Source organism: Amycolatopsis sp. lyj-84, from assembly GCF_046549075.1.
Classification (GTDB): Bacteria; Actinomycetota; Actinomycetes; order Mycobacteriales; family Pseudonocardiaceae; genus Amycolatopsis.
In genome coordinates this window covers 401,395-426,030 of the sequence record NZ_JAJPWO010000003.1, presented here as the reverse complement: position 1 = coordinate 426,030, position 24,636 = coordinate 401,395, and the positions used below count along the sequence as shown (strand labels likewise).

Below are 24,636 nucleotides of genomic sequence, written 5' to 3'. Positions count from 1 at the left end.
GAGACGCGGCTTCTCGCCTACGCCTCCCGACGTACGAGCTCTTCCGCCAATTCGACGACGATCCCCTCCGGGCTGCGGACGTAGCAAAGCCGGTAGCTGTCCTCGTACTGGACCAGTTCACCGACGAGTTCGGCGCCGTGCGGCCGCAACCGCTCGAGGGCGTCCTCGATGTCCTCCACGGAGAACACGAAGTGACGGATGCCGGGAGTGTTCATCGGAGCGCGCGAATCGTCTGCCCGACCGGACGGCGTCCGGTACTTGATGAGCTCCACACCGCCCTGGCCGTCCGGTGGCCGCAGCACCGCGATGTTCGTCAAGACCCCTTTCAACCCGGTGAGGCGATCGACCGTGTCACCCTCGAGCGACGCCTCGCCTTCCAGTTCGAGACCGAGTGCGACGAAGAACCCCTTGGCCGCTTCGAGGTCGTGGACGACGACGCCGACGTGTTCCAGTTTCTTGAGTGCCATGACAGTTCCTTTCAGGCGCTCTGACGGCGCATGAGCTCTTCGACGGCGGTGGGCAAGGTCGTTTCGAAGTCGATGAGCTTGACCCAGGTCGGGGTCACCACGATCCGGACCATGCCGTCGTAGAGCGACCGCACCTGCTTCTCCCACTCGACCCGCTGCTCGGGCGTCATCTCGTAGGTGCCGCTCCACTGCATGTACTCGTCGGGGATGCCGTCGACGTAGTCCAGCTCGACGGTGCCGCGGAGGAGCAGGATCTTCGGCGGGTGCGATTCGGTGTCGATGGTCAGGGCGACGGCGGGGTTGCGGCGCAGCGACGGCAGTTTCGGCGCGTTCGTCGGGGTGCACATGACGATCTCCTTGCCGTTCCAGTGGATGCCGATCGGGATCGACCGCGGCGTGCCGTCGAGCGCGGTGTAGGCCAGCCGGGCCAGGTCCCGGGCCAGGAGCTCCTGGCTGAGCGGGCGGTTCAGGATCTCGTCGATCGTGTTCTGCTGCATGTCGCTCTCCTCGGGTCGCTGTCTTCGCGGACGCCCCAGGGACGCCGCCGTCCTCCGCACTTCGACACCCCAGAATGTGACCCGCGTCACATCGCCTTTAGCGGGCTAAACGCGATCCGTTGTCGAAAGCGCCCCTGGCCAGGCGTCGCCTCTATGAAGGCACACGAGAGAGGACAGTCATGGCGAAGGAATCCGAGGTCCGCTTCGAGGGCTTGATGCCCACCACACCCGCCGACACCTGGGCCGCGATCACCACGGGCAGCGGCGGATGGCTCTGGCCGATCCGGTACGAGCCGCGCGACGGCGGCACCGAATCCGGCCTCACCCCGAACGGCGGCATGGTGACCGTCTGGAAACCGTCGAAACGCTTCGTCACCTATGCCGAAGACGAGAAGGGCTGGTTCAACACCCTCGAGTACGTCCTCGAGCCGAAGGACGGCGGCACGTACCTGCGCTACGAGCACACCACCGTCTTCGACGACTGGGACGTCGACTACGACGCGTGCGAGCGGCACACGGCGTTCTACTACCACTCGCTGAGCGAATACCTGACGCACTTCAACCGGCGTCAGGCGAAGTACTTCAAGGCCGACGCGCTCGAAGCGTCGACGGCACCGGAGGCGTTCGAGGCCGTGCGGGTAGCGATCGGCGCGACGGTCGCGGGCGATCAGGTGCGCTTCGAGGTGCCGGGCGCCGGCACCGTCGAAGGCGTCGTCGACTACCTGACGCCGGAATTCATCGGCGTCCGGACCGAGGACGCGCTGTACCGCTTCTACGGCCGGAACGCCTGGGGCTGGCCTGTCGGCATCGGCCATCACCTGTTCGCCGAAGACGCTGACGCGGACAAGGCCGAGAAGGCGTGGACGGCCTGGCTGAACGGCCTGTACGCCTAGCGGGGCAGGTTCTTCGCGAGCTCGGCGCCGACGGACTTCGCCGCTTCGGCGGACTCCGCGGGCGGGATCGGCGAGTTCGTGAAGAACCCCTTGTCCCAGCCCTTGTAGGTGACGAGGACGACGTACACGCCCTGGGTGAACCGCAGCTCGGCGCCACTGAAGGCACTGTCGGTGTCCAGGGAGACGAGAACCGCCTTCTCCCCGATCCCCTGCACCTGCTGCTGGCGCTCGGACGGCGCGGCCGACCCGACGGAGGACTTCGCCGCCCGCTCCTGGGCGTCCGGTCCTTCGTGGCGGTAGACCATGACCTGGAGGGTGCGGTCGTGGACGTTGTCGCCGTCCGGCGCCGACCAGGAGCAGCCGACCTGCTTGGTGACGATGTCACCGGCCTTGATCTCGTTCTCGCGGGTGCCTTGGAAGCTGTTGGTGACCGTCTTGTTCAGGGCCTCCGGGGAGACCTTGCACTCGGTGGGCGGCTGCTCGGAGACCGGCGCCTTGCCGACCGACGAGTAGTACTCCGACGCGAAGATGCCGCCGGGGATGCCCAGTCCGAGCAACACCACGCCGCCCACGATCAGGCCGACGATCAGCCCGGTCTTTTTCTTCTTGGGCGGCTGCCCGTAACCCGGCATCGGCGGGCCGTACCCGGGCGGCGGACCGTATCCCGGGCCACCAGGTGCGCCGTACCCCGGGGGCGGGCCGTAACCCGGCTGCTGCCCGTAGCCCGGCTGGCCTCCTTGCCCAGGTGGCGGACCCTGACCCGGTCCCTGGCCGTACCCCTGCGGCGGCTGGTGCACCGATCCTCCTAGCGATCCTCGCGTACGCGCGCGTCGCGATTAGCCCGCTAAAGGCGACACGCGGCCAGCATGGCACGGCGGCCCGGGGCGCGGGTGGCCGATGAGGTCAGCCCACCGAATCGAAGGCGACCGGCTTGCCCCCGGAACGCGTTTAGCGGGCTAAACGCGATCGGCCGGATCGCGATTAGCCCGCTAAAGGCGCTTTGACGTCAGTGAGCGAAGTGGCGCGTACCGGTGAGGTACAGGGTGACCCCGGCGGCCTCGGCGGCGGCGATGACCTCGGCGTCACGGATCGAGCCGCCCGGCTGGACGACGGCGCGGACACCGGCCTCCAGCAGGACCTCGAGCCCGTCCGGGAACGGGAAGAAGGCGTCCGAAGCGGCGACGGCGCCCTTCGCCCGGTCTCCCGCCCGCGAGACCGCGAGCCGCGAGGAGTCGACCCGGTTGACCTGGCCCATGCCGACGCCGACGGTCGCGCCGTCGTTCGCCAGCAGGATCGCGTTCGACTTCACCGCGCGCAGCGAACGCCACGCGAACTCGAGGTCGGCCAGCGTCCGCTCGTCGGCGGCCGCGCCGGTGGCCAGCGTCCAGTTCGCCGGGTCGTCGCCCTCGGCGGCGATCGTGTCGACGGTCTGCACCAGCACGCCGCCGGAGATCGGCCGGAACTCGATCGGATCCGGCGCCGTGATCGCGGGCAGCTTCAGCAGCCGCACGTTCTTCTTGCGCTGCAGGATCTCCAGTGCCTCGGCGTCGAAGTCCGGGGCCAGGACGACCTCGGTGAACACCTCGGAGATCTGCTCGGCGGCCTCGCGGCTCACCGGCCGGTTGGTCGCGATCACCCCGCCGTAGGCCGAAACCGGATCGCAGGCGTGTGCCTTCCGGTGCGCCTCGGCGATGTCCTCGCCGACGGCGATCCCGCACGGGTTGGCGTGCTTGATGATCGCGACGGCCGGGGCCTCGAAGTCGTAGGCGGCGCGGCGCGCGGCGTCGGTGTCGACGTAGTTGTTGTACGACATGGCCTTGCCGTGCAGCTGTTCCGCGTGCGCGAGGCCGGGGCGCCAGTGCTTGTACAGCGCGGCCTTCTGGTGCGGGTTCTCGCCGTAGCGCAGCACGTCGCCGCGTTCCCACGTCGCGCCGGTGAAGTCCGGGAAACCGGAGTCGTCCGCGGGCGCGTAGACGTTGGCGAACCACGCGGCGACGGCGGTGTCGTACGCCGCGGTGTGCGCGTAGGCCTGGGCGGCGAGCCGCTTGCGGTCGGCCAGCTCGAAACCACCGGCGGCGACGCGCTCCAGCACCCAGCCGTAGCGGGACGGGTCGACCACGACGGCGACGCTGCTGTGGTTCTTCGCCGCCGCGCGCACCATCGCCGGGCCGCCGATGTCGATGTTCTCGACGCAGTCCTCCGGGCTCGCGCCCGAGGCGACGGTCTGCGTGAACGGGTACAGGTTGACCACGAGCAGGTCGAACGGCGCGATGTCCAGCTGCTTGAGCTGCTCGACGTGCTCCGGGCGGTCACGGTCGGCGAGCAGGCCCGCGTGCACGCGCGGGTGCAGCGTCTTGACCCGGCCGTCGAGGGACTCGGGGAACCCGGTGACCTCTTCGACCGGCGTCACCGGCACCCCGGCGTTCGCGATGACCTTCGCCGTGCCGCCGGTCGACACGATCTCGACACCCGCCGCGTGCAGCCCGGTGGCGAGTTCGAGCAGGCCGGCCTTGTCCGAGACGCCGATCAGCGCGCGCCGGACGGGACGCTGTCCCTGTGCGGTACTCACGAAAACCTCACCTTTCGTCCCTCGACCGCGCACCCGCTCCGGCCGAGCTTTTCGATCGTTTCCACCAGGAGCCTGCGTTCCACGGCCTTGATCCGCTCGTGCAGGACGTGTTCGTCGTCATCGGATTCCACGATCACCGGCTCCTGCGCGATGATCGGCCCGGTGTCGACTCCGGCGTCGACGAAATGGACCGTCGACCCGGTGATCTTGACGGCCATCGCCAGCGCGTCGGCCACGGCGTGCGCGCCGGGGAACGACGGCAGCAACGCCGGATGCGTGTTGATCACGCGGCCGGGGAACCGCGCGAGGAATTCGGCGCCGAGGATCTTCATGAACCCCGCCGAGACGACCAGGTCGGGCTGGTAGGCGGCGACGGCTTCGGTGATCGCCTTGTCCCAGGCCTCGCGGTCCGGATGGTCGGCCATCCGCACGGTGAACGACGGCACGTCGGCGCGTTCGGCCCGCGTGAGCGCCTCGATCCCGGTGCGGTCGGCTCCGACGGCGACCACCTTCGCCGGGAAGTTCGGCTTTTCGACGGCGTCGAGCACGGCTTGCAACAGCGTGCCGGAACCGGACGCGAGGACGACGAGCTTCACCGGAGTGGGCAGATCCAACCGACTAGCCAGAACGGGCTCCTTGCCACGGCGGTACGCACTCGGGCGTACGGCGCTTCACCTGGTCGCGACAACCCTAACGGTCGCCGCCGGGCGCGCTTTCGTCGCCGGACCCGTCGGTGGACTCGGTCACAGCGTCGTCGACGACACCGTCCTGCTCGGGCTCGGTTTCGGGCTCTGGTTCCGCCGGGGGCTCGTCTTCGTCCTCACCCAGCTCGCGGGCGAGTTCCGCTTCGGCCTCGTCATCGAATTCGTCGTCGACGTCGGTTTCGGTTTCGTCAGCCGCTTCGTCTTCTTCGGACTCGACGGCTTCCTCCTCGACTTCGGCGAGGTCTTCGACGCCGGGTTCCCCTGGCGGCTCGGGAGCCTCGTGCGCTCCGGCGAAGAACGCGACGAAACCACCGGGGACGACGATCCAGCAGAAGGCGATCACCGACGCGACCCCGACCGGCACGCTGACCGGGTCGAACGGCCCGTCGCCGAGCCTGCCGCCGGCGACGGTCCCGAGGACGACGCAGCCGAACGCGACGAGCGCGCCCGCGACGGCGACCGCCCGCATCCGCAGCATCGGATCTTCGTCGATCGTGCGGATCTTCCAGCCGACCAGCGCGCCGGCCAGCGCGGGCAGGAGCAGCAACACGGGCCACCAGACAGCGTGGTGCGACGGGATCCCCGCCAGCACCGGCACCCCCGGCAGCTGTCCCTCCCGGTAGCCGAACATGCCGACGGTCAGCGAACCGACCGAGAACCCCGGCCCGGTGGTGAAGGACAGCGCGGCGACGACCGCGTTCGGCAGGTACGCCACGGAAAGCGCGAACAGACCGAAGCTCGCACCGAAACCGGGCTCGAACAGACTGTCCACAGTGGACCAAGAGAGCGCGGTGGCCGCGGTGAACACCACGGCGCCACCGGCGATCATCGCGGCGAGACCGAGCGCGCCCGCCCGCAGGCCTCGGACGGCCACCGGGTCGAACCGGTCCCGCACCGCGGCCGGAAGCCCGCAGCGTTTGGCGACTCCCGCGACGGCGGCCAGCCCGGCGATGAGTCCCGGCACGCAGAAGGCGGTCAGCGGGTTGACCCCGATCGGCGATCCGCCGGCCAGCAGGGCGATGAGCACGCCGAACAGCGCGTGCGCCCCGGCTATCACCGTCACCACCGGGACGGCGTCCGCCGGGGTCCGGCCGCCGATCCGGCGCGTGGCCCGCGCGGCCGCCCTCGCCGCGAGCCACCCGACGACGAGCGTCGGCAGCAGCGGCAGCACGCCGAGCGGATGACCGGCGAGTTCGAGTTCCACCTGCCAGGAGGCGAGCCAGCCCGGCCCGGCGGCGAGCAGCGCGCCGGTGGCGGAGAACCGGGACCGGTCGGCCGTGAACGCGACCACCGCGAGCACGGCCGCGACGGCGGTGTAGGAGAAGAGCAAAGGCGCGCAGGCCGCGGCGAGCAACACCCGAACCCGCTTGGCCCTGGACACCTCCGGCTCGGGGACGAGGTCGCTCACCGGCTCTTCGCCCGGCGGGCGTTCGTCGCGGGTGAGCAGCTTCATGATCCGCACCATGACATCCGGACTGAGCCGTCCGGGTGAGGCACGCCGCCATCGGGTGGCGCGCGTGGCCCAACCCACCCGGTCGGGTAACCCCGGAAACGAAAGCACCCGCTGTGACACGGAGAGTCACAGCGGGTGCTTTTGCGTGCGAGAGGTCAGCTCTGCCGGTCGAAACCGCCCGGCGGCGTGCCCGGGTTCTGGCCCTGCTCCGAGGACGGCGGCTGCTGGAAGAACTGGCCCTGCTGCGGCGCGTACGTCGTGGCCTGCTGGCCCGGCGGCTGCGTGACCGGCGGCTGGAACCCGCCCGGCTGCGCGAACGGGCCGGACGGCTCACCCTGCGGCTGGCCCTGCTGCTGCCCCGCCCCGGGGAACGGCTGGACCTGGGTGGCGGCCGGGCCCTGCTGACCCGGCTGGCCGAACGGACCCTGCGGGCCCTGCTGCGGGAACTGCTGGCTGTAGGGGGCCTGCGGCGCCTGCTGCTGCGGCTTCGCGGCCGGCAGCTTGAGGACGTCGTGCTCGAACAGCAGCGCCGCGACCGCGACCAGCATCTGAAGGATGCCGAGGATCAGGACCACGGTGAGGATGCCGGGAAGCGAGACCTCCGGGCGGCCCTCCCCGCCGTCGACGGTCGGGTAGCCGATGACCAGGTCCAGCGCGCCGAACGCGCCGAGAACGCTGAACAACGCGGCGAACGGCAGCGTCTTCGGGCCGCGCGGCAACGCGTGCAGCGCCGCGAGCAGACCGGAGACCAGGAGGAAGACCGACACCTCCTTGGCCGCGTCGGCCTCGTCGGAGAAGCCGATGAAGAACTGCACCAGGCCGAGGACGGTGACGGCGAGCGCGAGCAGCAGCGCCAGGTTCAGCGGGCTCGCCGGTGACGACGGCGCCTGCTGCTGCGGGAAGGCTCCCGAGCCTGGGTGGGGCTGAGGGTGTTGCTGGCCGCCACCCTGCTGGGGGTAGCCGGGCCCACCGCTGGGATAGGACATCCGAATGCTCTCCTGTCGTTGGACCGGCACCCCGGGGGCGCGCGGGACTCCCGGGACAAACGAGGCGGCTGTGATGCTCGAACGCTAGCGCACGCACGGTCACCCCACGCCTCGGGCTCTGAGACGTCTGTACACCCGATCGGGTTCCACGCGGAACCCCCTCGGCGACGCCCATTTCGCGTTTAGCCCGCTAAACGCGCTCCGGTGGCCGGATCGCGATTAGGGGGCTAAACGCAAGTCGGCGGGCCGGGCACCTGGTGAGGCGCCCGGCCCGCCGGGGAATGCGTCAGTCTCCGAAGGATCAGAGGCTGTTGTACAGCTCGCGCGCCAGGACGGCGGTCTCGCTCGGGGTCTTCCCGACCTTGACACCGGCGGCCTCGAGGGCCTCCTTCTTGGCGGCGGCCGTGCCGGAGGAGCCGGAGACGATGGCGCCGGCGTGGCCCATCGTCTTGCCCTCGGGCGCGGTGAAGCCCGCGACGTAGCCGACGACCGGCTTCGTCACGTTGTCCTTGATGTAGGCCGCGGCGCGCTCTTCTGCGTCGCCACCGATCTCGCCGATCATCACGATGACCTTGGTCTCGGGGTCCGCCTCGAACGCCTCGAGGGCGTCGATGTGCGTGGTGCCGATGATCGGGTCGCCGCCGATGCCGACACCGGTCGAGAAACCGATGTCACGCAGCTCGTACATCATCTGGTAGGTCAGCGTGCCCGACTTCGACACGAGACCGATCGGGCCGGCACCGGTGATGTCGGCCGGGATGATGCCCGCGTTCGACTTGCCGGGGCTGATCACGCCGGGGCAGTTCGGCCCGATGATGCGGGTCTTGTTGCCCGTCGCGACCGCGTGCGCCCAGAAGTAGGCCGAGTCGTGCACCGGGATGCCCTCGGTGATCACCACGGCGAGCGGGATCTCGGCGTCGATCGCCTCGATGACCGCGTCCTTGGCGAACTTCGGCGGCACGAAGATGACCGAAACGTCGGCGCCGGTCTCCTTGATGGCCTCCTCGACCGTGCCGAACACGGTGAGGTCCTTGCCCTCGACGGAGACGGTCTGGCCGGCCTTGCGGGCGTTGACGCCACCCACGATGTTCGTGCCGGACTTCAGCATCTTCGTCGCGTGCTTCATGCCCTCGGAGCCGGTGAGCCCCTGGACGATGACCTTGCTGTTCTCGTTGATGAAGATCGACATCTCACGCACCTGCCGCGGCGAGCTCGGCGGCCTTGTCGGCCGCGTTGTCCATTGTGTCCACCACGGTGACCAGCGGGTGGTTCGCGTCGGCCAGGATCTGACGACCCTCGATGACGTTGTTGCCGTCCAGCCGCACGACGAGCGGCTTGGTGGCCTCGTCGCCCAGGATCTTCAGCGCCTCGACGATGCCGTTCGCGACCGCGTCGCAAGCGGTGATGCCACCGAAGACGTTGACGAACACGCTCTTCACGTCGGTGTCGTTGAGGATGACGTCCAGACCGGCCGCCATGACCTCGGCCGAAGCGCCGCCGCCGATGTCGAGGAAGTTGGCGGGCTTGACGCCGCCGTGCTTCTCGCCCGCGTAGGCCACGACGTCCAAAGTGGACATCACGAGGCCCGCGCCGTTGCCGATGATGCCGACCTCGCCGTCGAGCTTGACGTAGTTGAGGTCCTTGGCCTTGGCCTTCGCCTCGAGCGGGTTCTCCGCGTCCTTGTCGACCAGGGCCTCGTGGCCCGGCTGACGGAACGAGGCGTTCTCGTCGAGGGTGACCTTGCCGTCGAGGGCGATGATCTTGTCCTGCGGGTCACGGACCAGCGGGTTGACCTCGACCAGCGTCGCGTCCTCGGAGACGAAGGTCTCCCAGAGCTTCACGACGACGTCGGCGGCCTCGTCGACCACGTTCTCCGGGAACTTGCCCGCGGTCAGGATCTCGACGGCCTTCGCCTTGTCGACACCGATGATCGCGTCGACCGGGATCTTCGCGAGCGCTTCGGGGCGCTCGACGGCCAGCTGCTCGATCTCCACGCCACCTTCGGCCGAAGCCATCGCGAGGAAGGTGCGGTTCGCACGGTCCAGCAGGAAGGAGAAGTAGTACTCCTCGGCGATGTCCGAGGCTTCGGCCACGAGCACGCGACGCGTGATGTGGCCCTTGATGTCGAGACCGAGGATCGCCTCGGCCTTTTCCGCGGCCTCGTCCGGCGTCTGGGCCAGCTTGACGCCGCCGGCCTTGCCGCGGCCGCCGGTCTTGACCTGCGCCTTGATGACGACCTGGTTGCCGATCTTCTCGGCGGTGGCCTTGGCTTCTTCGGGGGTGTTTGCCACGGCACCCGGCAGAACCGGTACTCCGTGGGCGGCGAAGAGATCCCTCGCCTGGTATTCGTAGAGGTCCACTACTCCAGTCTCCTGACGACACGCCACTGTGGTGGTCCGTTGCCGGACCGCGCTGTCGGACCAGTCGAGGTTAGCGACCTGCGCAGAAGCAGGGGACTCCGCACCTGGTGAAGTCGGTCACCGTACGCGGTCAGACGGTGTTTCCACGGTGTGAGACCGCACACCGGAGACCCAGTTCGCCGCCTCTTCCAGGCTTTCGAAGGCGTTCTCGAACTTGCTCGGGCCGTTACCGACCGCGAAGAGGAGGACGTCCGGGAGCGCTTCGGCGAGCCCCTCCGGCTCACTCGCGCCCCGCACGACGCCGAGGATGTCCGGATCCTCCTGTTCGGCCGTCCGGACCAAGTGCTCGAGGGTGTCGAGACGACCGGCGTAGACGACCTCGACCCCGTCGTCGCGCAGCAGTCGCCCGAGCACGGCGGCCGAACCTTCCTCGACGCCGAACTCGGCCAGCACCACGCGAAGGAGACGGCGCGTCACTCGGACCGCCGCGATCCCGCGACGGCCATCCCGGCCGCGACGAGGGAGACGACGGCGGCGCCCAGCGCGAGCCAGAACCCGATCCCCGCCGAAGAGCCGTCGTACTCCGAGCCGACGAGCGGCAGTTCCGCCGCGCGCAGGCCGAGCACCAGCGCGGCACCGGCCAACGCGGCCGCGGCCGCGATCGGCCTCGAACGCACGACGAGCGCGTACAGCCCGAGCACGACCGCGAGGGCGCCGAGCAGGCCCCACGACGCCGCGCCGAAGTCCGACCACAGACCCGGGGCGGTGTAGCCGGGCGCGGTGAACACGGGCGTGCCGAACGCGGCGATCGCCAGCACCGCCGCCGCGACGACCGGGGTGAGCACGGCGCTGTTCGCTCGCGGTTCGTCCATTCCACCGTCGTCCGAGTCGTCGCGCTCCACCACACCGGTGATCACGGCGGCGAGCGCCGCGACGGCCGCCAGCGCGAGCGCGACGAAAGTCCAGGTGACGCCTGGGCCCGCCGAGTAGCCGACCTTGTCGGGCAACGGCAGCGGCAGATCGACGCCGAACAGTGCCGGATCGACGGCCTTGTCCTCGGTCACGGACAAGGCCGCGCTCAGCACGGCCGCCCCCGCGAGGACGACCCCGGCCCACGTGGCCGCGACGACTCCCCTGACGAACGCCGAGAGCCGCGGCACGAACACGAACACGGCGGGCACGGCGAGCACGACGGCCGCGCCGAGCAACAGCCAGCGCGACGGCGTCTCCGGGACGGGCGTCTCACCGTTGGCCTTCAGTACCGGGGTCAGCGCACCCGCGACCGCGGCCGCGGCGGCGAGCAGCGCCAGGCCGCCGGTGGCCAGCCGCCACCAGAACAGCCCTGGCAGCCGGGCCTCGCCTGCCAGATCACCGGTGACCGCCTCACTGGCTTCCGCGACGTCGAACCTGGTGAAGGCCAGGCCGAACAGCCCGAGGCCCGCGACGGTCACCAGCACCGAACCCGGCGCGACCGAGAGCCGGTCCACGACCAGCCCCGCGACCACCGGCGGCACCCCGACCGCGAGCGCCGCCAAGCCCGCGCCCGCGAACCCGCCCTTGCCGACCCCGGCCGAGGGCGAACTCACCGCCACGAGCACGGTCAGCGGCAGCAGGGCCGCGAGCAGCAGGTACCCGGCCATCGCGACCGTCGGTCCCTCGAAGGCGTTCTTGGCCAGGAGGTACGCGTTGCCCGAACCCAGGGGCGCGAGCAGCAGGCCGATCCCGCCCGCCACGCCGAGCACGGGCCCGAGCAGCCGCCAGCGGCGATGTCCGTCGAGCTCGCCCGCCAGTTCGGCCTCGTCGCGGGCGGTCCCCGCGGCGAACGCCCCGGCGGCGAGGGTGAGGAGGTGGCCGGCCACCAGCGGCCACAGCCCCGGCCCCGCCGGGGGCAGCGCGAGCAGGCGATCAGCGAGGAACAGTTCCGGCCGTGCGGCGAGGGATCCGTCCGCGAGCAACTGCAGGTCCAGCAGCAGCCGTCCGGGTGCGAGCGCGGTCAGGCCGAGCACCAGTCCCGCCGTGAGTCCCGGACGTCCCGTCGACACCGCGTAGAGCACGGCCACCGCGGGCGCGAGGGCCAGCACGACCAGCAACGGCGCGGCGGTGAACCCGGGTGAACCGCCCCGGACGACGGGCATCAGCGCGCCGGCGGCCAGTGCGACCGCTCCGGCCGACACCAGTCCCGCCGACAGCACGAGCGCTCGCGGGCGGGCGCCCGGTTCACTCCGGAGAAGTTCGGCGGACGCGGTCCCGGGGACGGCCTGCCCGGCGGAGTTGTCATCGGGGTGCCGTGAGCGCGAAGTCATCGACGGCGACGCTAGCAAGCCGGGCCCGCCCAGGCCCGCCAGCAGGGGGATCGCGGGCCTCACCGGCACTCGGCCGGACCTCCCCGGACCGCTCGGTGCACTCACCGAAGGCCTGGATCGCGGTAAACGTCCTTCAACATCACCGGGCAACCGGTTATTTCCCTCGTTTGCCTCCTTTCCGGCCCTCCGGTACCCCCGAATGGCCGCTTGATCTTGTAACGCAGATCACAAGGTTACGAGTAAACCTCCTCTAACTTTGGGTAATCTTCACTGGATAACGGCCAGATCGTCGTCGCCCGATCGGCCGAGAGGGCGGTCAAATCTTGCTGATCGGGGTGCCGCTTCGTTACTGTCCCCAGGTCCCCATTACAGTCAGATCACGAATGAGAGCACCGAACGAACCACCCCCGAGGTCGTTCACCGGGTTCCCCCGCCCGGGCTCTTGATCCGACTCCCCGAACATGGAAGGCCCCGTCTTGGCTTCACACCGCTCCCCCGGCGGCCAAGCTCCTTCCCCGGCGCTCGAGAACGCACTCGATGGTGCGGTCGTTCGCGTCCGGGGCTCGCACCGACTGTCGCCCCCGTCCTCGGCCCTTCGCGGCCGTGTCGTGGTCGCAGCCGTCGCTGCCGGCGCCTTCGCGGCCGCCGCTGCCGGGCAGACCCTGAAGTCCGTTTCGGAATCCTCCGACGCCGCCGTCACGCCGCTGGCCAGCGCGCAGGACGCGAGCGCCTCGTTCGCCCTCGGCGGTGGAGCCGGTGGCGGCGCCCCCGAGCTGCTGCCGACCAGCCAGTCGGCGAACGCCTCCGCCGAGGCCCAGAAGCTCTCGGACAACAACAGCATCACCCAGGCCCGCGTGAAGCGTGAGGCCGAAGCGGCCCGCAAGGCCGAAGAAGAGGCCAAGCGCCCCAAGACCTGCATGCCGACCAAGGGCACCTTCACCTCGGGCTTCGGCGCCCGGTGGGGCACGAGCCACCTCGGCATCGACCTCGCGGCCCCGATCGGCACCCCGATCGTCGCGGCCTCCGACGGCACGGTCATCGAGGCCGGCCCGGCCAGCGGTTTCGGCCTCTGGGTCAAGGTCCAGCTCTCCGACGGCACCGTTCACGTCTACGGCCACATGAACTCCTTCTCCGTCCGCGAAGGCCAGAAGGTCAAGTGCGGCGAGGAGATCGCCGAGGTCGGCAACCGTGGCCAGAGCACCGGCCCGCACCTGCACTTCGAGGTGTGGCAGAACGGCTCCAAGAAGATCGACCCGCGCCCGTGGCTCGCCGCCCGTGGCGTCAGCGTCGGCTGACCGAGCCTCTTTCCCGCTTTTCGCATCCCGGCCAGTACCGCCGGAAGCACCGGCGCGCCGGGCAACGAAGCCCTGGCGCGCCTTCAGGACCTCCGCTCCCTCCGTTTCGGGCACAAGGGAGCGTCGCAGGTTCTCTGGTTCGGAGCACGTCCGGCTTTCCGGGCCCTCAACGGGCCCATGTGACGCCATCGGACAGTTTTCGGGCGAAGTACCCCACGGCGACCTGCCACTCCGCGCAGAGTCCCGCCGGGCGCCGTTCGATCGGCCGCCATCCGGCGAAGAACCCGTGGGAAGAAGGCCGGTACCCGGCTGATCGCGGCCCGAACGACCATCGCCGCGCGTGCCCGGATCCGACCCACCGTCCGGCCCCGACCGGTTCGTGCGTCCGCGGTAACGCGCGCCAGGCCGCGACCAGCCTGAGCACTTCCGGCGGTTCCGGACCCCGATCCGGCTCCGCCCCTTTTTCAACACCCCGCAAGTACTCCAGTACCCCAGTGGAGAAAAAACCAAACAAGACCCCGACCACATCGTGTGCCCCCTCCCCGTTCCGGGGGGCACACCGGCTTGCCCAGCATACCCCAGCGCATCGAACTCGTGTTCGATGACACAGGTATACGGGAAGGGTCCGACAGTTTTCGGGCGCGGCGAAGAAACCGCAGGTCAGCGCTACAGTTTGACCATCGGGACGCTGCCGATGAGCATCAGCCGGACCTTGCCGGCGGCACCGAAGTCGATCGTCGCGGTGGCCCGGGGTCCGGCGCCGTCGCAGGCGATGACGGTCCCGAGGCCGTACTTGTCGTGGCTGACCCTGTCGCCGACGTCGAGCTTGAGCGCGACGGTGTCCTTCCAGCCCTTGCCGAACGGGCTCGTGCCCGCCGACCTCGACGGCGACGCGGAGCCGCCGCCACGGCTTCCCCACGTCGTCGCGGCGCGCGGCGAGCCACCCGACGAACCGAAACCGCCGGAGGACGACGACGGTGCGAGCCTGCGCCAATCGACCAGGTCGGCGGGAAGCTCGTCGAGGAACCGCGAAGCCGGGTTCATCTGCGGCTGGCCCCAGGCGGAGCGCACCATCGAACGGGAGACGTACAGCCGCTTCCTGGCACGCGTGATCGCGACGTAGGCGAGCCGTCGTTCCTCGGCCAATTCGGTCGGGTCACCGAGCGCGCGCATGTGCGGGAAGATCCCGTCTTCCCAGCCCGTGCCGAAGACGACCGGGTACTCGAGGCCCTTCGCGGTGTGCACGGTCATCAGCGTGACCACGCCCGCGTCGTGCCCGTCGCCGTCCTCGCCGCCGTCGGCCGCGGGAATCGAGTCCGCGTCCGCCACCAGCGAAACCCGCTCCAGGAACGCGGGCAGCGAGCCCGGTTCCGGCACTCCGGGGTCCGCCTCGGGCAGTTCGCCGTCCGGACCGGCGACCTCGGCGGTGAATTCGGTGAACTCCCGCGCGACGGTGACGAGCTCCGTCAGGTTCTCCACCCGCGACGCGTCCTGCGGGTCTTCGGACTCCTCGAGTTCCGCGCGGTAGCCAGTGCGTTCCAGGACCGCTTCGAGGATGTCGGCGACCTCGGCGCCGCTCTCGGCGACCTCGCCCAGTTCGTCCAGCAGCTCGACGAAACCGGTGATCGCCTTGGCGGAGCGCGGGTTCAGCAGCGGCACCTCGCCGTTGACGGCACCGCGCAACGCCTGCGCGAACGAGATGCGCTCCCGCTCGGCGTACGTCGCGATGACCGCTTCGGCGCGGTCGCCGATGCCGCGTTTGGGGACGTTGAGGACGCGGCGCAGGCTCACCGTGTCCTCCGGGTTCGCCAGGACCCGCAGATACGCGAGCATGTCCCGGACCTCGCGCCGTTCGTAGAACCGCACGCCGCCGACGACCTTGTAAGGCAGGCCGAGGCGGATGAAGATCTCCTCGAAGACCCGCGACTGGTTGTTGGTGCGGTAGAAGACCGCGACGTCGGAGTAGTCCGCCTCGCCCTTGTCCGCCAGCGCGTCGATCTCGCCCGCGACGAACGCCGCTTCGTCGTGCTCGTTGTCCGCGACGTAGCCGACGATCTTCTCTCCGTCGCCGGAATCGGTCCACAACCGCTTCGCGCGCCTGTTGGGGTTGCGCGCGATGACCGCGTTCGCCGCGTTCAGGATCGTCTGGGTCGAGCGGTAGTTCTGTTCCAGCAACACGGTCCGCGCGTTCGGGAAGTCGCGTTCGAATTCCTCGATGTTGCGGATGGTCGCGCCGCGGAAGGCGTAGATCGACTGGTCCGCGTCACCCACGACGCACAGTTCGGCGGGCTCGAGCCCGGCCTCGTTCTCCTCGGTGCCGACCAGTTCGCGGATCAGCGTGTACTGCGCGTGGTTCGTGTCCTGGTACTCGTCGACCAGCACGTGCCGGAACCGCCGCCGGTAGTACTCGGCGACGTCCGGGAAGGTCTGCAGGAGTTCGACCGTCCGCATGATGAGGTCGTCGAAGTCGAACGCGTTGGCCTGGTTGAGCCGTCGCTGGTACTCGACGTAGACCTCGGCGACGCGGCGCTCGAGGTCGTTGCCCGCGTCGGCGACCGCCGTGTCCGGGTCGATCAGTTCGTTCTTGAGGTTCGAGATGTTCACGGCCAGCGTGCGCGCCGCGTACTTCTTCGGATCGATGTCGAGATCGCGGGCGACGAGCGTGATGAGCCGCTTTGTGTCGTCCGAGTCGTAGATGGAGAAACTCGACGACATCTCCAGCGTTTTGGCCTCACGGCGCAGGATCCGCACGCACATGGAGTGGAACGTCGACACCCACATCGCGTTCGCGCGGCGGCCGACGAGGTCGCTCACCCGCTCCCGCATCTCCGCGGCCGCCTTGTTGGTGAACGTGATCGCCATGATCTGGCCGGGGTGCACGTGCCGCTCGGCCAGCAGATACGCGATCCGCCTGGTCAGCACCCGGGTCTTGCCCGAACCCGCGCCCGCGACGACCAGCAGCGGTGAGCCCGCGTGGGTCACGGCCTCGCGCTGCGCCGGGTTCAGGTCGTCGAGCAGGTCGGAGTGCCGGGACTTGGCCGGGCCGTCCGCTGGGAGATCGAAGAGGGTGTTCATCGCCGGTCCACGCTACAGCGCCGGGCGTAGGCGCCGTTGCCGCCTGCCGTCCGACGCGCGGGCGGTGTTCGCGGCGGAGGATCGGATGCCATGGACACCAACGGAATTCCCTCCCGGCTCCGGGCCGCCGACGCCGACCGCGAGCGGGTCGCCTCGCTCATCCAGGCCGCCGGCGGCGAAGGCCGTCTCAGCCTCGAAGAAGTAGAAGACCGGCTAGGCACTGTGTATTCCACCAAGTACACGGACGAACTGGCCGCGCTCACCTCGGATCTGCCGAAACCCGTGCCGAAGCGGCGCGCGGTCGTCTTCGGGCATCGGGCGGTGCGGATCCACCTCGCGGTCGCCGTCGCGCTCTCGGTGCTGCTGATCGTCCGCTGGACGGTTTCAGGGGTGCCGTTCTTCTGGCCCGCGATGCCGATGTTCTGGCTGGCCATGAGCGTCCTGGTACACGCCCGCGTCCGCGGAGCGCGACGTGATTTCGGCCGGGGTGACGGCGTCGCTGTGGCATAATGATCGGTATGCGGCACGCGACGCGATTTTTTTACGGGACCCGGACTCCGGCTCCCGTGATCGCATAGTGCCTGATTGCCATCACCCGAAGCCCCGGAGTCCTCGGACCTCGGGGCTTTCGCTGTTCCGGGGGCCAGCAGGGAATCCGGACCGAAGAGAGGTCCCGATGAACACCACACAGAAGCCGGACGCCGAAGGCCCGATCGCGTCGGCCGAGGAGATCGGTGAGCTCCGCAAGGAGATCGACTGGCTCGACGGCGAGATCCTGCGGCTGGTCAAGCGCCGCGTCGAGGTCTCCAAGACGATCGGCGCGACCAGGATGGCCGCGGGGGGCACCAAGATCGTCTACAACCGCGAGATGGACGTGCTGGCGCGCTACCGCGAGCTCGGGCCGGAAGGACGCCAGCTGGCGATGGCCCTGTTGAACCTGGGCCGGGGCAGGCTCGGACGGTAGGCGACAGCAGGCTTCGGGGCTCGTGGTGGTCACCAGGTCGCGTTTCGGGTTGGCGCCATGGGGCCGGACCGCGAAGGGCCCCTTGCCTACCTTGACGGTAGTGAAGGGGGCCTTCACGTACTTCAGGGCGACCACGGCGCCGGTACCGAATGGGTCAGGTCGGTCGTGAGTGGCGTTTCGGGCCAGGGGCCCAGTCACACGGACGTACCGGCTCGGTCGCGCGGGGCAGGCTCGGGCGGTAGGCGACAGCAAAGGTCCCCTGCTCTCCCCGCCGCCGGTTCGCGTTTAGCCCGCTAAACGCGAACGGCCACCCCGCGCCCGCGTCACGATTGCGTGCAGTGAGGCGAAACTCAGGGTGTTCCCCGAGCCATGACGGCTCGGGACCAGGCAAACTGGACACATGATTAACCTCATCGCCGTGATCATCGCGATCGCCGGTGTCCTCGCGGCATTGGGCCATCTCGGTTACCTCGCCATGCTGAACAACGCGGCGGGTAAGCGCGCGGGCGGCACCCCTATCGCCCAGTACGTCAAATCGCGCTGGCCGATCGCAGCGGGTACCACCGCGGCCTCTTTGTTCGCGTGGTTGCTCACTAGTGGGGGAACGCCGCTCGACATCATCGCCATTTTGCTTGCAGCGGGTAGCGGAATCACCGCCACCAAAGCCTTGCAATCGACCCAGCAGAAGTACCGCAGCGGCAACTGAACGGCTTCACCAGCACGGATAGCACTGCGTAACGTCACCGAGGCCCGTTCGGCCGCGCCCGACCGAGTGAAACATCTGCAACTTGCAGAGCGGGTGAAGACTTGCGGGTGTCGAGCTTTTAGTGTGGATCCCGTGAGGACCCTTGCGTCTGGGTCGGGCGATGCCCGAATGGCGCGCGGGGGCATCGGCCCCGCGCGTCCACAGTCGCATGCGCGTGCATTTGCTCACGAGAGTGCCCGGGAGTCTGCAAGCGAGGGATCCCGTGAAACCGCTGCTCCGTTCGGCTTAATCGGTGTCACATCGCCGTCAGGGGTGGCCCATGAGGGGGTCGCTCGGACATGAACGGCAGGGTGGGACACCAGGAACGGGACGGCGCCGCGCACGCGGGTCGTCACCGGGCGGGCGGCACTGAAAGCTGGACACCACCCGTGCCGCCCCGGCGGCAGCGCCCGACCGGGCACGGGCATCACGCGCACAGCGAGTTCGCCCCGCCCTCCACCGGTTCCCTGCCCCTGCCGCCACCGCGGAACAGGAGGGCGCCGAGCCCCGGCTATGCCCCAACGAGCGGCCTGCTGCCGCTCCCCCAGCCCGCTCGCGAGGTGCCCGTGGAACGCCCGGCCCGCGTCGAGGTCTCGTTCACCGAACCCGTGCTGTCCCCCGCCGAAGAACGGCGCGTGAAGGCGGCCCAGCGCACGAAGGTGACACTGACCGCGCCCGCTCCCCGCCGTCCCGAACCGGTGGAGATCGACGAAGGTGACGACGACGTCCGCGTCTATGTAGCCCCTCCCCTCGACGGCCTGAGCACCTTCGACCTCGGATCGGTGCCCGCTTCGGTGACCCCGCCGAAGACCTGGCGCAAGGCCGCCTGGTTCGCCGCGGCCGCGTCCGCGCTGGTCGTCGTCGGCCTCCTCTTCGCCGGTTCGTTCCTGGTCGGCAAGCCCGCCCCGGAGCAGCAGAGCCAAGGCGGCTGGCCCGGTTACCGCGGCGGCAGCCCGCTGACCAACGAAGGTCTCGCCGGCAACGGCGACCCGGCCACGCCGCCGCAGGGTGGCGCGGCGGGCAACCCGTCCGGTTCCGCGACCGACTCCTCCTCCCAGGACGACCGCAGTTCCGCCAACTCCGGCACCTCCACGGACGACGACGCCACCGGCGACGGCGGGTCGCGGCCCGACGCGGGCGGACCGGCCACGACCGGGCGGCCCGCGCCGTCGTCGAGCGACCGGCCGCAGAAGCCGCCGATCATGCCCGCCGACCGCACCACCACGACCTCCCCCTGGTACGCGTCGCAGCCGGACGCGCAGGCGATGGGCGACAACACCGAGGTCTTCCTCAACTCCGTCACCACGAACCCGAACGAAGCCGCCGCGGTGACCTCCGGCGGCCTGCGCGAAGAAGGTGCGCAGGGCCTCCGTGAGCGCTACGCCGACGTCGCCTACTTCGAGGTGAAGAAGGTCAGCATCGACCAGCGCCGCGGGGTCACGGTCAACACCGTCGAAGTCACTCACAAAGACGGCACGAAGACCATGGAGCAGCGCACGCTGACCTTCGGTGACGACGACAAGATCGTCGACGACGGCATGTAGGTGCCACGCACGTGCAAGTGTCCTGTTCCTCTGCACGTGCGGTGCGGCGAGCGGTTGTCCCTGGTCCGGGTGGGTGACCTAAGCTGCCGTTCGTCGTATCGCGACGGCATTCCGGCGATAGAGCCTGGCCGCGGACCGTCTCGACAGGGTTACCTGGCGACTGCAGGGTCCGCACCGTTCAGAAGACGGCCGCGCGGACCAAAGGCGTCGGCCGAACGGCCTAGCGCCTGCCCCGGACCCAGAGCGAGGAATTTCGTGCTTGATCGACAGCGCATACGGCGTGAGGACGCCGTACGTGTCGAGGACGTCATCCCGGAAGAGATCCTGAACGACACCCGCGTCGACCGCGAGTACCTCGAGCAGGTCTTCCGGGAGCCGCAGAAGTTCGTTCCTTCCCGCTCTCGCGAAGAGCCGTCTCCGCGACCCGAGCCCGAAGAAGAGCCGGAAAGCCGCACGGCCCGGCGGGCCAAGCTGGCCGGCCTGGTCGCCGCCGGGCTGCTGGTCGCGGGCGCCGTCGTCACCGCGGGAGTCCTCGCGGGCACCCAGCGGCAGAACCCGGCACCGGGCGCCGCCGCACCCGAGGTGATGAGCGGAGCCGCCGCGCTCGGCGGGCTCGCCGTCCCGGACGCTTCCGAAGCGCAGCGCAAGCAGGAGACACCGACTCCCGCGGGCACCAGCACGACGGCCCAGCCGTCCTCGGGCACCGGCCAGGGTTCGGTCCCTCGGCGAGGTTCGGCGTCCAGCAGCACCAGTTCGCAGCCTGCCGCCAAGCCGGCCGCGGTCAGCACGGCCGAGGGCAAGCTCGACGCGGTCCGGAAGTTCTACCAGACCGTCGACGCGGATCCCTACGGCGCGATGTCGCTGCTCACGCCGGTGCTGGCCGAGTCCGAAGCGGGCAGGCTGATCCAGGGGTGGAGCGCGATGGACGCCATCCAGATCCAGGATCTCCGTGAACAGGCCGACGGCACGATCCTCGCCGTGGTGACCATGCGCAATCCGGACGGCGGCCTGTTGCGGGTCACCCAGGTGCTCGAATTCGCCGACGAGACGACGGGCCTGATCACCGACGCCCGGCTGCTGTCCGCGCAGCACATGTGACGAATACCCGGCGTTGAACAGCCCTCTACCCAGGGCGATCAGAGCGTACCGCGTGTGTGTGCGCAGAGTGAGCGCCTAGCCTTGTCACGAGTCGGTCTCGGAAAAGCCGGCACACAGACCACTACATGTGCATACGCTCCAACGCTGTGGCGTGCTGAAGGCCGCACCGCGTGCGCGGACCACTCCGCGACGTGAAGACGGAGCCCAAAGGGAGGTCGCGTGAGCGACGAGGGTCGCCTGGTCGCCGGTCGATATCGCATCGCCGGGCGGATCGGCACGGGCGCGATGGGTGCCGTCTGGCAAGCGCACGACGAGGTACTCGGCCGCACGGTGGCGATCAAGCAGTTGCTGCTGCAACCCGGCCTCGAGGCTCACGACGCCGAAGACGCCCGCCAGCGCACGATGCGCGAGGGCCGGATCGCCGCCAGGCTGCACCATCCGAACGCCATCTCGGTGTTCGACGTGGTCACCGACGACAACGGTCAGCCGTGCCTGATCATGGAATACCTGAACTCCACCAGCCTCGCCCAGGAGCTGCAGGAGCACCGGACGCTGCCACCGATCGAGGTGGCCAGGATCGGCGCGCAGGTCGCGGCGGCGCTGACCGAGGCGCACGCGGTCGGCATCGTGCACCGGGACATCAAGCCCGGCAACATCCTGCTGGCACCAAACGGCACCGTGAAGATCACCGACTTCGGCATCTCGCGGGCCAAGGACGACGTCACGGTCACGAAGACCGGGATGATCGCCGGAACCCCCGCCTACCTGGCGCCCGAGGTGGCCATCGGTGGCGACCCCGGCCCGGAGTCCGATGTCTTCTCGCTCGGCTCGACGCTCTACGCGGCCTGCGAGGGCCAGCCGCCGTTCGGCCTCAGCGAGAACACGCTGAGCCTGCTGCACGCGGTCGCGGCCGGGCAGATCATCCCGCCGCGCCAGTCCGGCCCGCTCGCGAGCGTGCTGGCCGTGCTGCTGCACCCGGAGATCCGGCACCGTCCCACCGCCGAAGAGTGCGAGGAGCTCCTCGCCGCTGTCGCGCGGGGTGAAACGCCGCTGGGCGGTCCCGCGGACGAGACCCTGCTCGCCGCCCCGGTCGCGGGCGCGCTCGCGGGCGCGGGCGTGACCCAGGCGCTCGACAGCGAATCGGCCGGGCACTCGGGCTCGCTCCTCGACGAACAGGCCGCGGCGGGTTCGTACTACGACGAAGACGACTACCACCAACCTGCCGCGTCGAGATACCCGGAAGACGACTACGACGGGTACGACAACTACGACGAGACGGCTCTGCTGTCCGAACGCGGTCACCCCGGCGGCCCGACGCCCACGCGCGCCGTCCCGATCCCCGCGGGTGACTACGTCGACGATCCCTACGACGACGACTACGACAGCCCGCCTCCGCCTCCGCCGCCGCCTCCCACCCGGGCGAAGACCAGCCCGGTGGACGAGGACGACGACGAGAAGCCGGGCGCGTGGAAGAAGCCCGCGATCATCGGCGGTGTCGTGGTCGTGGCGCTGGCCGCGCTGGGCTTCTGGCTGCTGAGCCCGAACAACCCGGAGACGCCCGCGCAGGTGGGGAACTCCTCGACGAAGCCGACCCCGTCGGCGACGTCCTCGGCTCCCGAGACGACGGAATCGCCGTCGGAGACGCAGTCGGCCGAGCCGCCCAAGGAGACGGCGAGCTCGTCGAAGAAGACTTCGACCAAGGCGACCCAGACGGACGAGCCGGATCGGCCGACCACACCGAAGTCGACCCCGAAGACGACTCCGAAGCCGCCGTCCTCATCGGAGAAACCGCCGACGAGCGATACTCCGAGCCCGACAACGACCCCGACTCCAGCCGGAACGTGATCCATTGAGTTCTGAAGGTTCCATCGTCGGCGGCCGATACCGCCTGGACCAGCCCATCGGGCGTGGCCGGGCGGGCATCGTGTGGCTGGCGTTCGACACACGCCTGCTTCGCACGGTCGCGATGAAGCGCATGTACCTGCCCGTCGGCCTTCCGACGGACCGGGCGGAACAGGCCAAAGCCGTCGTCGTCCAAGAGGGCAAGGACGCGGCCAAGTTCGAGCACGCCACCGCGATCAAGGTGTACGACGTGCTGCCCGACGGTCCGGACGTGTGGCTGGTGATGGAGTACATCCCGTCGCGCGGGATGTCGACCTTCCTGGCCGAGCACGGCAGGCTGACCGCGGAGCAGGCCGCCGCGTTGGGCATCATGCTCGGCCGCGCGCTGGCCGCGATGCACGAGGCCGGGGTGGTGCACCGGACCGTCGAGCCGGGCACGATCCTGCTGGCCGACGACGGCGGCGTGAAGCTCACCGACATCGGCATCACCGGTGGCGGCGCGAGTCCCGCGTACCGGGCGCCCGAGGTGGCGCGCGGCGAACCGGCGACTTCGGCGTCCGACGTGTTCTCGCTGGGTGCGACGCTGTACACGGCCGTCGAGGGCGTGCCGCCGTTCGGCGAGGACGGCGAGTCTTCGGAACGGCCGCCGCAGACCGCCGGTCCGCTGGCCGGTGCGCTGCGCAAGATGTTGCGGTCCGAGCCGGACGTGCGGCCGACGATGGCCGACACCGTCCGCTCGCTGGGCGCGATCACCGAGGGGCGGCAGACGGCGTTCATCCCGCCGACGGCGCCCGCCATGCCGACGATGCCCGCCTCGATGCCGTTCCCGATGCACCAGGCACCTCAGCAGCAGGCACCTCAGCAGCCGCCGGTTCCGCAGTTCCCCCAGCACCAGCCGCAGCAGTATCAGCCGCCGCAACAGCCGCAGCAGTACGTGCCACCGGCACCGCCGCAGCAGCAGTACGTTCCCGCGGCGGCGCCGGCCGCGGCGAAATCGCCCGACACCCGCAAGTGGCTGATCACGGCGGGTGCCGTCGTGGCGGCGATCCTCCTCGGTGTGCTGTTCGCGGAACTGTTCCTGATCTGAACAGCCAGGCGCAGCCTGTCCGTTGAGGGTGGCGGCGGGGCGGGGTCCGGGTTAGCTAGAGCCGCTCGAGAACCAGCGTCACCAGTTCGACGGGACGGCTGAGGAACGGGCTGTGGCTCGCCCGCCAGGTCACCTGCGTTTCGCACCGGGCGGCGAAGTGGGCGACCATTTCCGGTGCCAGCGCCCGGTCTTCGGAACAGGTGATGTAGGTGTTCGGAGTGTTCTTCCAGGCCGCCCCGATCGGCGATTCGGTGAAGATCGAGACGGGCTCCGGGCGCAGCAGGGCCGTGGCCCGCTCGGCGACGGCGTCCGAGCAGTCGGCGTACAGCGCCTCACGGACGGCGTCGAGATCGAGGTGGGTCATCCCCGCGTCGTCGAAGGTCAGGGGCAGTGACTCCGGTTCGCGGCCGGTTTCCTCTTTGACCCGCTCGATCCAGTACTGAGCGGTCTCACCCGGTTCGCTGACGATCGCGGCCAGGAGGATCAGGTGGGCGATCCCCTGGAGCCCGCTGGCGATCACTCCACCGTAGGAGTGCCCGAGCACCACCGGCGGTTCGGCCGCCTTGTCGACGATTTCCTGGACGATCCGGGTGGATTCGGCGACCGGGCGCGCGCCGATGTCGGGGACGGTGACCTCGGCGCCTTCCTGTCGCAGACGCTCGGCGACGTCGTCGAAATGGGCGGGCTGGTGCCAAGAGCCGTGCAGGATGATCAGGGGACGCACGGGGGTCCTTTCGCCGGCGGAGTTCGTGAC

General features: G+C 69.9%; 22 protein-coding genes. 9 read left to right on the top strand and 13 right to left on the bottom strand.

Features of this window, described 5'->3' with window-relative positions; all coding sequences use genetic code 11:
* Positions 1-17: 17 nt before the first annotated feature.
* Both ACLJRM_RS12185 and ACLJRM_RS12180 read right to left on the bottom strand, forming a co-directional pair.
* Positions 18-467 (bottom strand): VOC family protein, encoded by a 450-nt coding sequence (locus ACLJRM_RS12185; RefSeq protein ID WP_101612259.1) that lies wholly within the window; start codon positions 465-467, stop codon positions 18-20.
* 11 nt (positions 468-478) lie between these two features.
* Positions 479-964, bottom strand: coding sequence for a pyridoxamine 5'-phosphate oxidase family protein (locus tag ACLJRM_RS12180; protein ID WP_410604503.1), 486 nt, complete (start codon positions 962-964; stop codon positions 479-481).
* 179 nt (positions 965-1,143) lie between these two features.
* Between ACLJRM_RS12180 and ACLJRM_RS12175 the strand changes: the two genes are divergently transcribed.
* The gene (locus ACLJRM_RS12175) at positions 1,144-1,857 is read left to right on the top strand and encodes an SRPBCC domain-containing protein (protein ID WP_410663034.1); all 714 of its coding nucleotides are present in this window, start codon (positions 1,144-1,146) and stop codon (positions 1,855-1,857) included.
* Here the strand turns inward: ACLJRM_RS12175 and ACLJRM_RS12170 are convergent.
* The 9 genes from ACLJRM_RS12170 to ACLJRM_RS12130 all read right to left on the bottom strand — a co-directional run bounded on the left by ACLJRM_RS12170 (position 1,854) and on the right by ACLJRM_RS12130 (position 12,232).
* Entirely contained in the window at positions 1,854-2,654 is an 801-nt protein-coding gene (locus ACLJRM_RS12170) for a hypothetical protein (RefSeq protein ID WP_410663033.1), read from the bottom strand. The genes ACLJRM_RS12175 and ACLJRM_RS12170 overlap by 4 nt on opposite strands.
* A gap of 209 nt (positions 2,655-2,863) precedes the next feature.
* Positions 2,864-4,426, bottom strand: coding sequence for a bifunctional phosphoribosylaminoimidazolecarboxamide formyltransferase/IMP cyclohydrolase (purH, locus tag ACLJRM_RS12165; RefSeq protein ID WP_101612255.1), 1,563 nt, complete (start codon positions 4,424-4,426; stop codon positions 2,864-2,866).
* Entirely contained in the window at positions 4,423-5,040 is a 618-nt protein-coding gene (gene purN / locus ACLJRM_RS12160) for a phosphoribosylglycinamide formyltransferase (protein ID WP_101612254.1), read from the bottom strand. The genes purH and purN overlap by 4 nt, the downstream gene beginning before the upstream one ends.
* Positions 5,041-5,116: 76 nt before the next feature.
* The gene (locus ACLJRM_RS12155; protein ID WP_410663032.1) at positions 5,117-6,595 is read right to left on the bottom strand and encodes a DUF6350 family protein; all 1,479 of its coding nucleotides are present in this window, start codon (positions 6,593-6,595) and stop codon (positions 5,117-5,119) included.
* Between the two features lie 143 nt (positions 6,596-6,738).
* The gene (locus ACLJRM_RS12150; protein ID WP_410663031.1) at positions 6,739-7,569 is read right to left on the bottom strand and encodes a DUF5336 domain-containing protein; all 831 of its coding nucleotides are present in this window, start codon (positions 7,567-7,569) and stop codon (positions 6,739-6,741) included.
* Between the two features lie 301 nt (positions 7,570-7,870).
* The gene (gene sucD, locus ACLJRM_RS12145; RefSeq protein ID WP_076163092.1) at positions 7,871-8,758 is read right to left on the bottom strand and encodes a succinate--CoA ligase subunit alpha; all 888 of its coding nucleotides are present in this window, start codon (positions 8,756-8,758) and stop codon (positions 7,871-7,873) included.
* A gap of 1 nt (position 8,759) precedes the next feature.
* Positions 8,760-9,929 (bottom strand): ADP-forming succinate--CoA ligase subunit beta, encoded by a 1,170-nt coding sequence (sucC, locus tag ACLJRM_RS12140; protein WP_101612251.1) that lies wholly within the window; start codon positions 9,927-9,929, stop codon positions 8,760-8,762.
* 117 nt (positions 9,930-10,046) lie between these two features.
* On the bottom strand, positions 10,047-10,406 hold the full coding sequence (locus ACLJRM_RS12135; RefSeq protein WP_410604497.1) for a hypothetical protein: 360 nt from the start codon (positions 10,404-10,406) through the stop codon (positions 10,047-10,049).
* Positions 10,403-12,232, bottom strand: a complete 1,830-nt coding sequence (locus ACLJRM_RS12130; RefSeq protein WP_410663030.1) for a hypothetical protein — start codon at positions 12,230-12,232, stop codon at positions 10,403-10,405. Before ACLJRM_RS12130 ends, ACLJRM_RS12135 begins: the two co-directional genes overlap by 4 nt.
* A 608-nt stretch (positions 12,233-12,840) precedes the next feature.
* On the opposite strand from ACLJRM_RS12130, the gene ACLJRM_RS12125 reads away from it, so the two are divergent.
* The gene (locus tag ACLJRM_RS12125; protein ID WP_101612249.1) at positions 12,841-13,527 is read left to right on the top strand and encodes a M23 family metallopeptidase; all 687 of its coding nucleotides are present in this window, start codon (positions 12,841-12,843) and stop codon (positions 13,525-13,527) included.
* A 666-nt stretch (positions 13,528-14,193) separates the two neighbouring features.
* Here the strand turns inward: ACLJRM_RS12125 and pcrA are convergent.
* Positions 14,194-16,602, bottom strand: a complete 2,409-nt coding sequence (gene pcrA / locus ACLJRM_RS12120) for a DNA helicase PcrA (protein WP_101612248.1) — start codon at positions 16,600-16,602, stop codon at positions 14,194-14,196.
* 90 nt (positions 16,603-16,692) lie between these two features.
* Here pcrA and ACLJRM_RS12115 point away from each other — a divergent pair, with 90 nt between their 5' ends.
* From ACLJRM_RS12115 to ACLJRM_RS12085, 7 genes are all read left to right on the top strand, one after another.
* Positions 16,693-17,112: a DUF1707 domain-containing protein gene (locus tag ACLJRM_RS12115; RefSeq protein ID WP_410604494.1), complete on the top strand. Its 420-nt coding sequence runs from the start codon at positions 16,693-16,695 to the stop codon at positions 17,110-17,112.
* 166 nt (positions 17,113-17,278) lie between these two features.
* Positions 17,279-17,566 carry a chorismate mutase gene (locus ACLJRM_RS12110; protein WP_101612246.1) on the top strand — a complete coding sequence of 96 codons (288 nt, stop codon included), beginning with the start codon at positions 17,279-17,281 and terminating at the stop codon, positions 17,564-17,566.
* A gap of 400 nt (positions 17,567-17,966) precedes the next feature.
* Positions 17,967-18,272: a hypothetical protein gene (locus tag ACLJRM_RS12105; protein ID WP_101612245.1), complete on the top strand. Its 306-nt coding sequence runs from the start codon at positions 17,967-17,969 to the stop codon at positions 18,270-18,272.
* Between the two features lie 338 nt (positions 18,273-18,610).
* Positions 18,611-19,855, top strand: a complete 1,245-nt coding sequence (locus ACLJRM_RS12100) for a hypothetical protein (RefSeq protein ID WP_233223089.1) — start codon at positions 18,611-18,613, stop codon at positions 19,853-19,855.
* A 255-nt stretch (positions 19,856-20,110) separates the two neighbouring features.
* Positions 20,111-20,953, top strand: a complete 843-nt coding sequence (locus tag ACLJRM_RS12095) for a hypothetical protein (protein ID WP_410663029.1) — start codon at positions 20,111-20,113, stop codon at positions 20,951-20,953.
* A gap of 219 nt (positions 20,954-21,172) precedes the next feature.
* The gene (locus tag ACLJRM_RS12090) at positions 21,173-22,798 is read left to right on the top strand and encodes a serine/threonine-protein kinase (RefSeq protein WP_410663028.1); all 1,626 of its coding nucleotides are present in this window, start codon (positions 21,173-21,175) and stop codon (positions 22,796-22,798) included.
* Between the two features lie 4 nt (positions 22,799-22,802).
* Entirely contained in the window at positions 22,803-23,882 is a 1,080-nt protein-coding gene (locus ACLJRM_RS12085; RefSeq protein ID WP_410663027.1) for a serine/threonine-protein kinase, read from the top strand.
* A gap of 55 nt (positions 23,883-23,937) precedes the next feature.
* Here ACLJRM_RS12085 and ACLJRM_RS12080 read toward each other — a convergent pair whose 3' ends face one another.
* Positions 23,938-24,606 (bottom strand): alpha/beta hydrolase, encoded by a 669-nt coding sequence (locus tag ACLJRM_RS12080; protein WP_101612240.1) that lies wholly within the window; start codon positions 24,604-24,606, stop codon positions 23,938-23,940.
* Positions 24,607-24,636 lie beyond the last annotated feature (30 nt).

Excerpts from the sequence above, each read along its gene's own strand:
- ACLJRM_RS12185 (WP_101612259.1), bottom strand. The coding sequence starts at position 467 with ATGGCACTCAAGAAACTGGAACACGTCGGCGTCGTCGTCCACGACCTC.
- ACLJRM_RS12180 (WP_410604503.1), bottom strand. The coding sequence starts at position 964 with ATGCAGCAGAACACGATCGACGAGATCCTGAACCGCCCGCTCAGCCAG.
- ACLJRM_RS12175 (WP_410663034.1), top strand. The coding sequence starts at position 1,144 with ATGGCGAAGGAATCCGAGGTCCGCTTCGAGGGCTTGATGCCCACCACA.
- ACLJRM_RS12155 (WP_410663032.1), bottom strand. The coding sequence starts at position 6,595 with ATGGTGCGGATCATGAAGCTGCTCACCCGCGACGAACGCCCGCCGGGC.
- ACLJRM_RS12150 (WP_410663031.1), bottom strand. The coding sequence starts at position 7,569 with ATGTCCTATCCCAGCGGTGGGCCCGGCTACCCCCAGCAGGGTGGCGGC.
- sucD (WP_076163092.1), bottom strand. The coding sequence starts at position 8,758 with ATGTCGATCTTCATCAACGAGAACAGCAAGGTCATCGTCCAGGGGCTC.
- ACLJRM_RS12130 (WP_410663030.1), bottom strand. The coding sequence starts at position 12,232 with ATGACTTCGCGCTCACGGCACCCCGATGACAACTCCGCCGGGCAGGCC.
- pcrA (WP_101612248.1), bottom strand. The coding sequence starts at position 16,602 with ATGAACACCCTCTTCGATCTCCCAGCGGACGGCCCGGCCAAGTCCCGG.
- ACLJRM_RS12115 (WP_410604494.1), top strand. The coding sequence starts at position 16,693 with ATGGACACCAACGGAATTCCCTCCCGGCTCCGGGCCGCCGACGCCGAC.
- ACLJRM_RS12110 (WP_101612246.1), top strand. The coding sequence starts at position 17,279 with ATGAACACCACACAGAAGCCGGACGCCGAAGGCCCGATCGCGTCGGCC.
- ACLJRM_RS12105 (WP_101612245.1), top strand. The coding sequence starts at position 17,967 with ATGATTAACCTCATCGCCGTGATCATCGCGATCGCCGGTGTCCTCGCG.
- ACLJRM_RS12100 (WP_233223089.1), top strand. The coding sequence starts at position 18,611 with ATGAACGGCAGGGTGGGACACCAGGAACGGGACGGCGCCGCGCACGCG.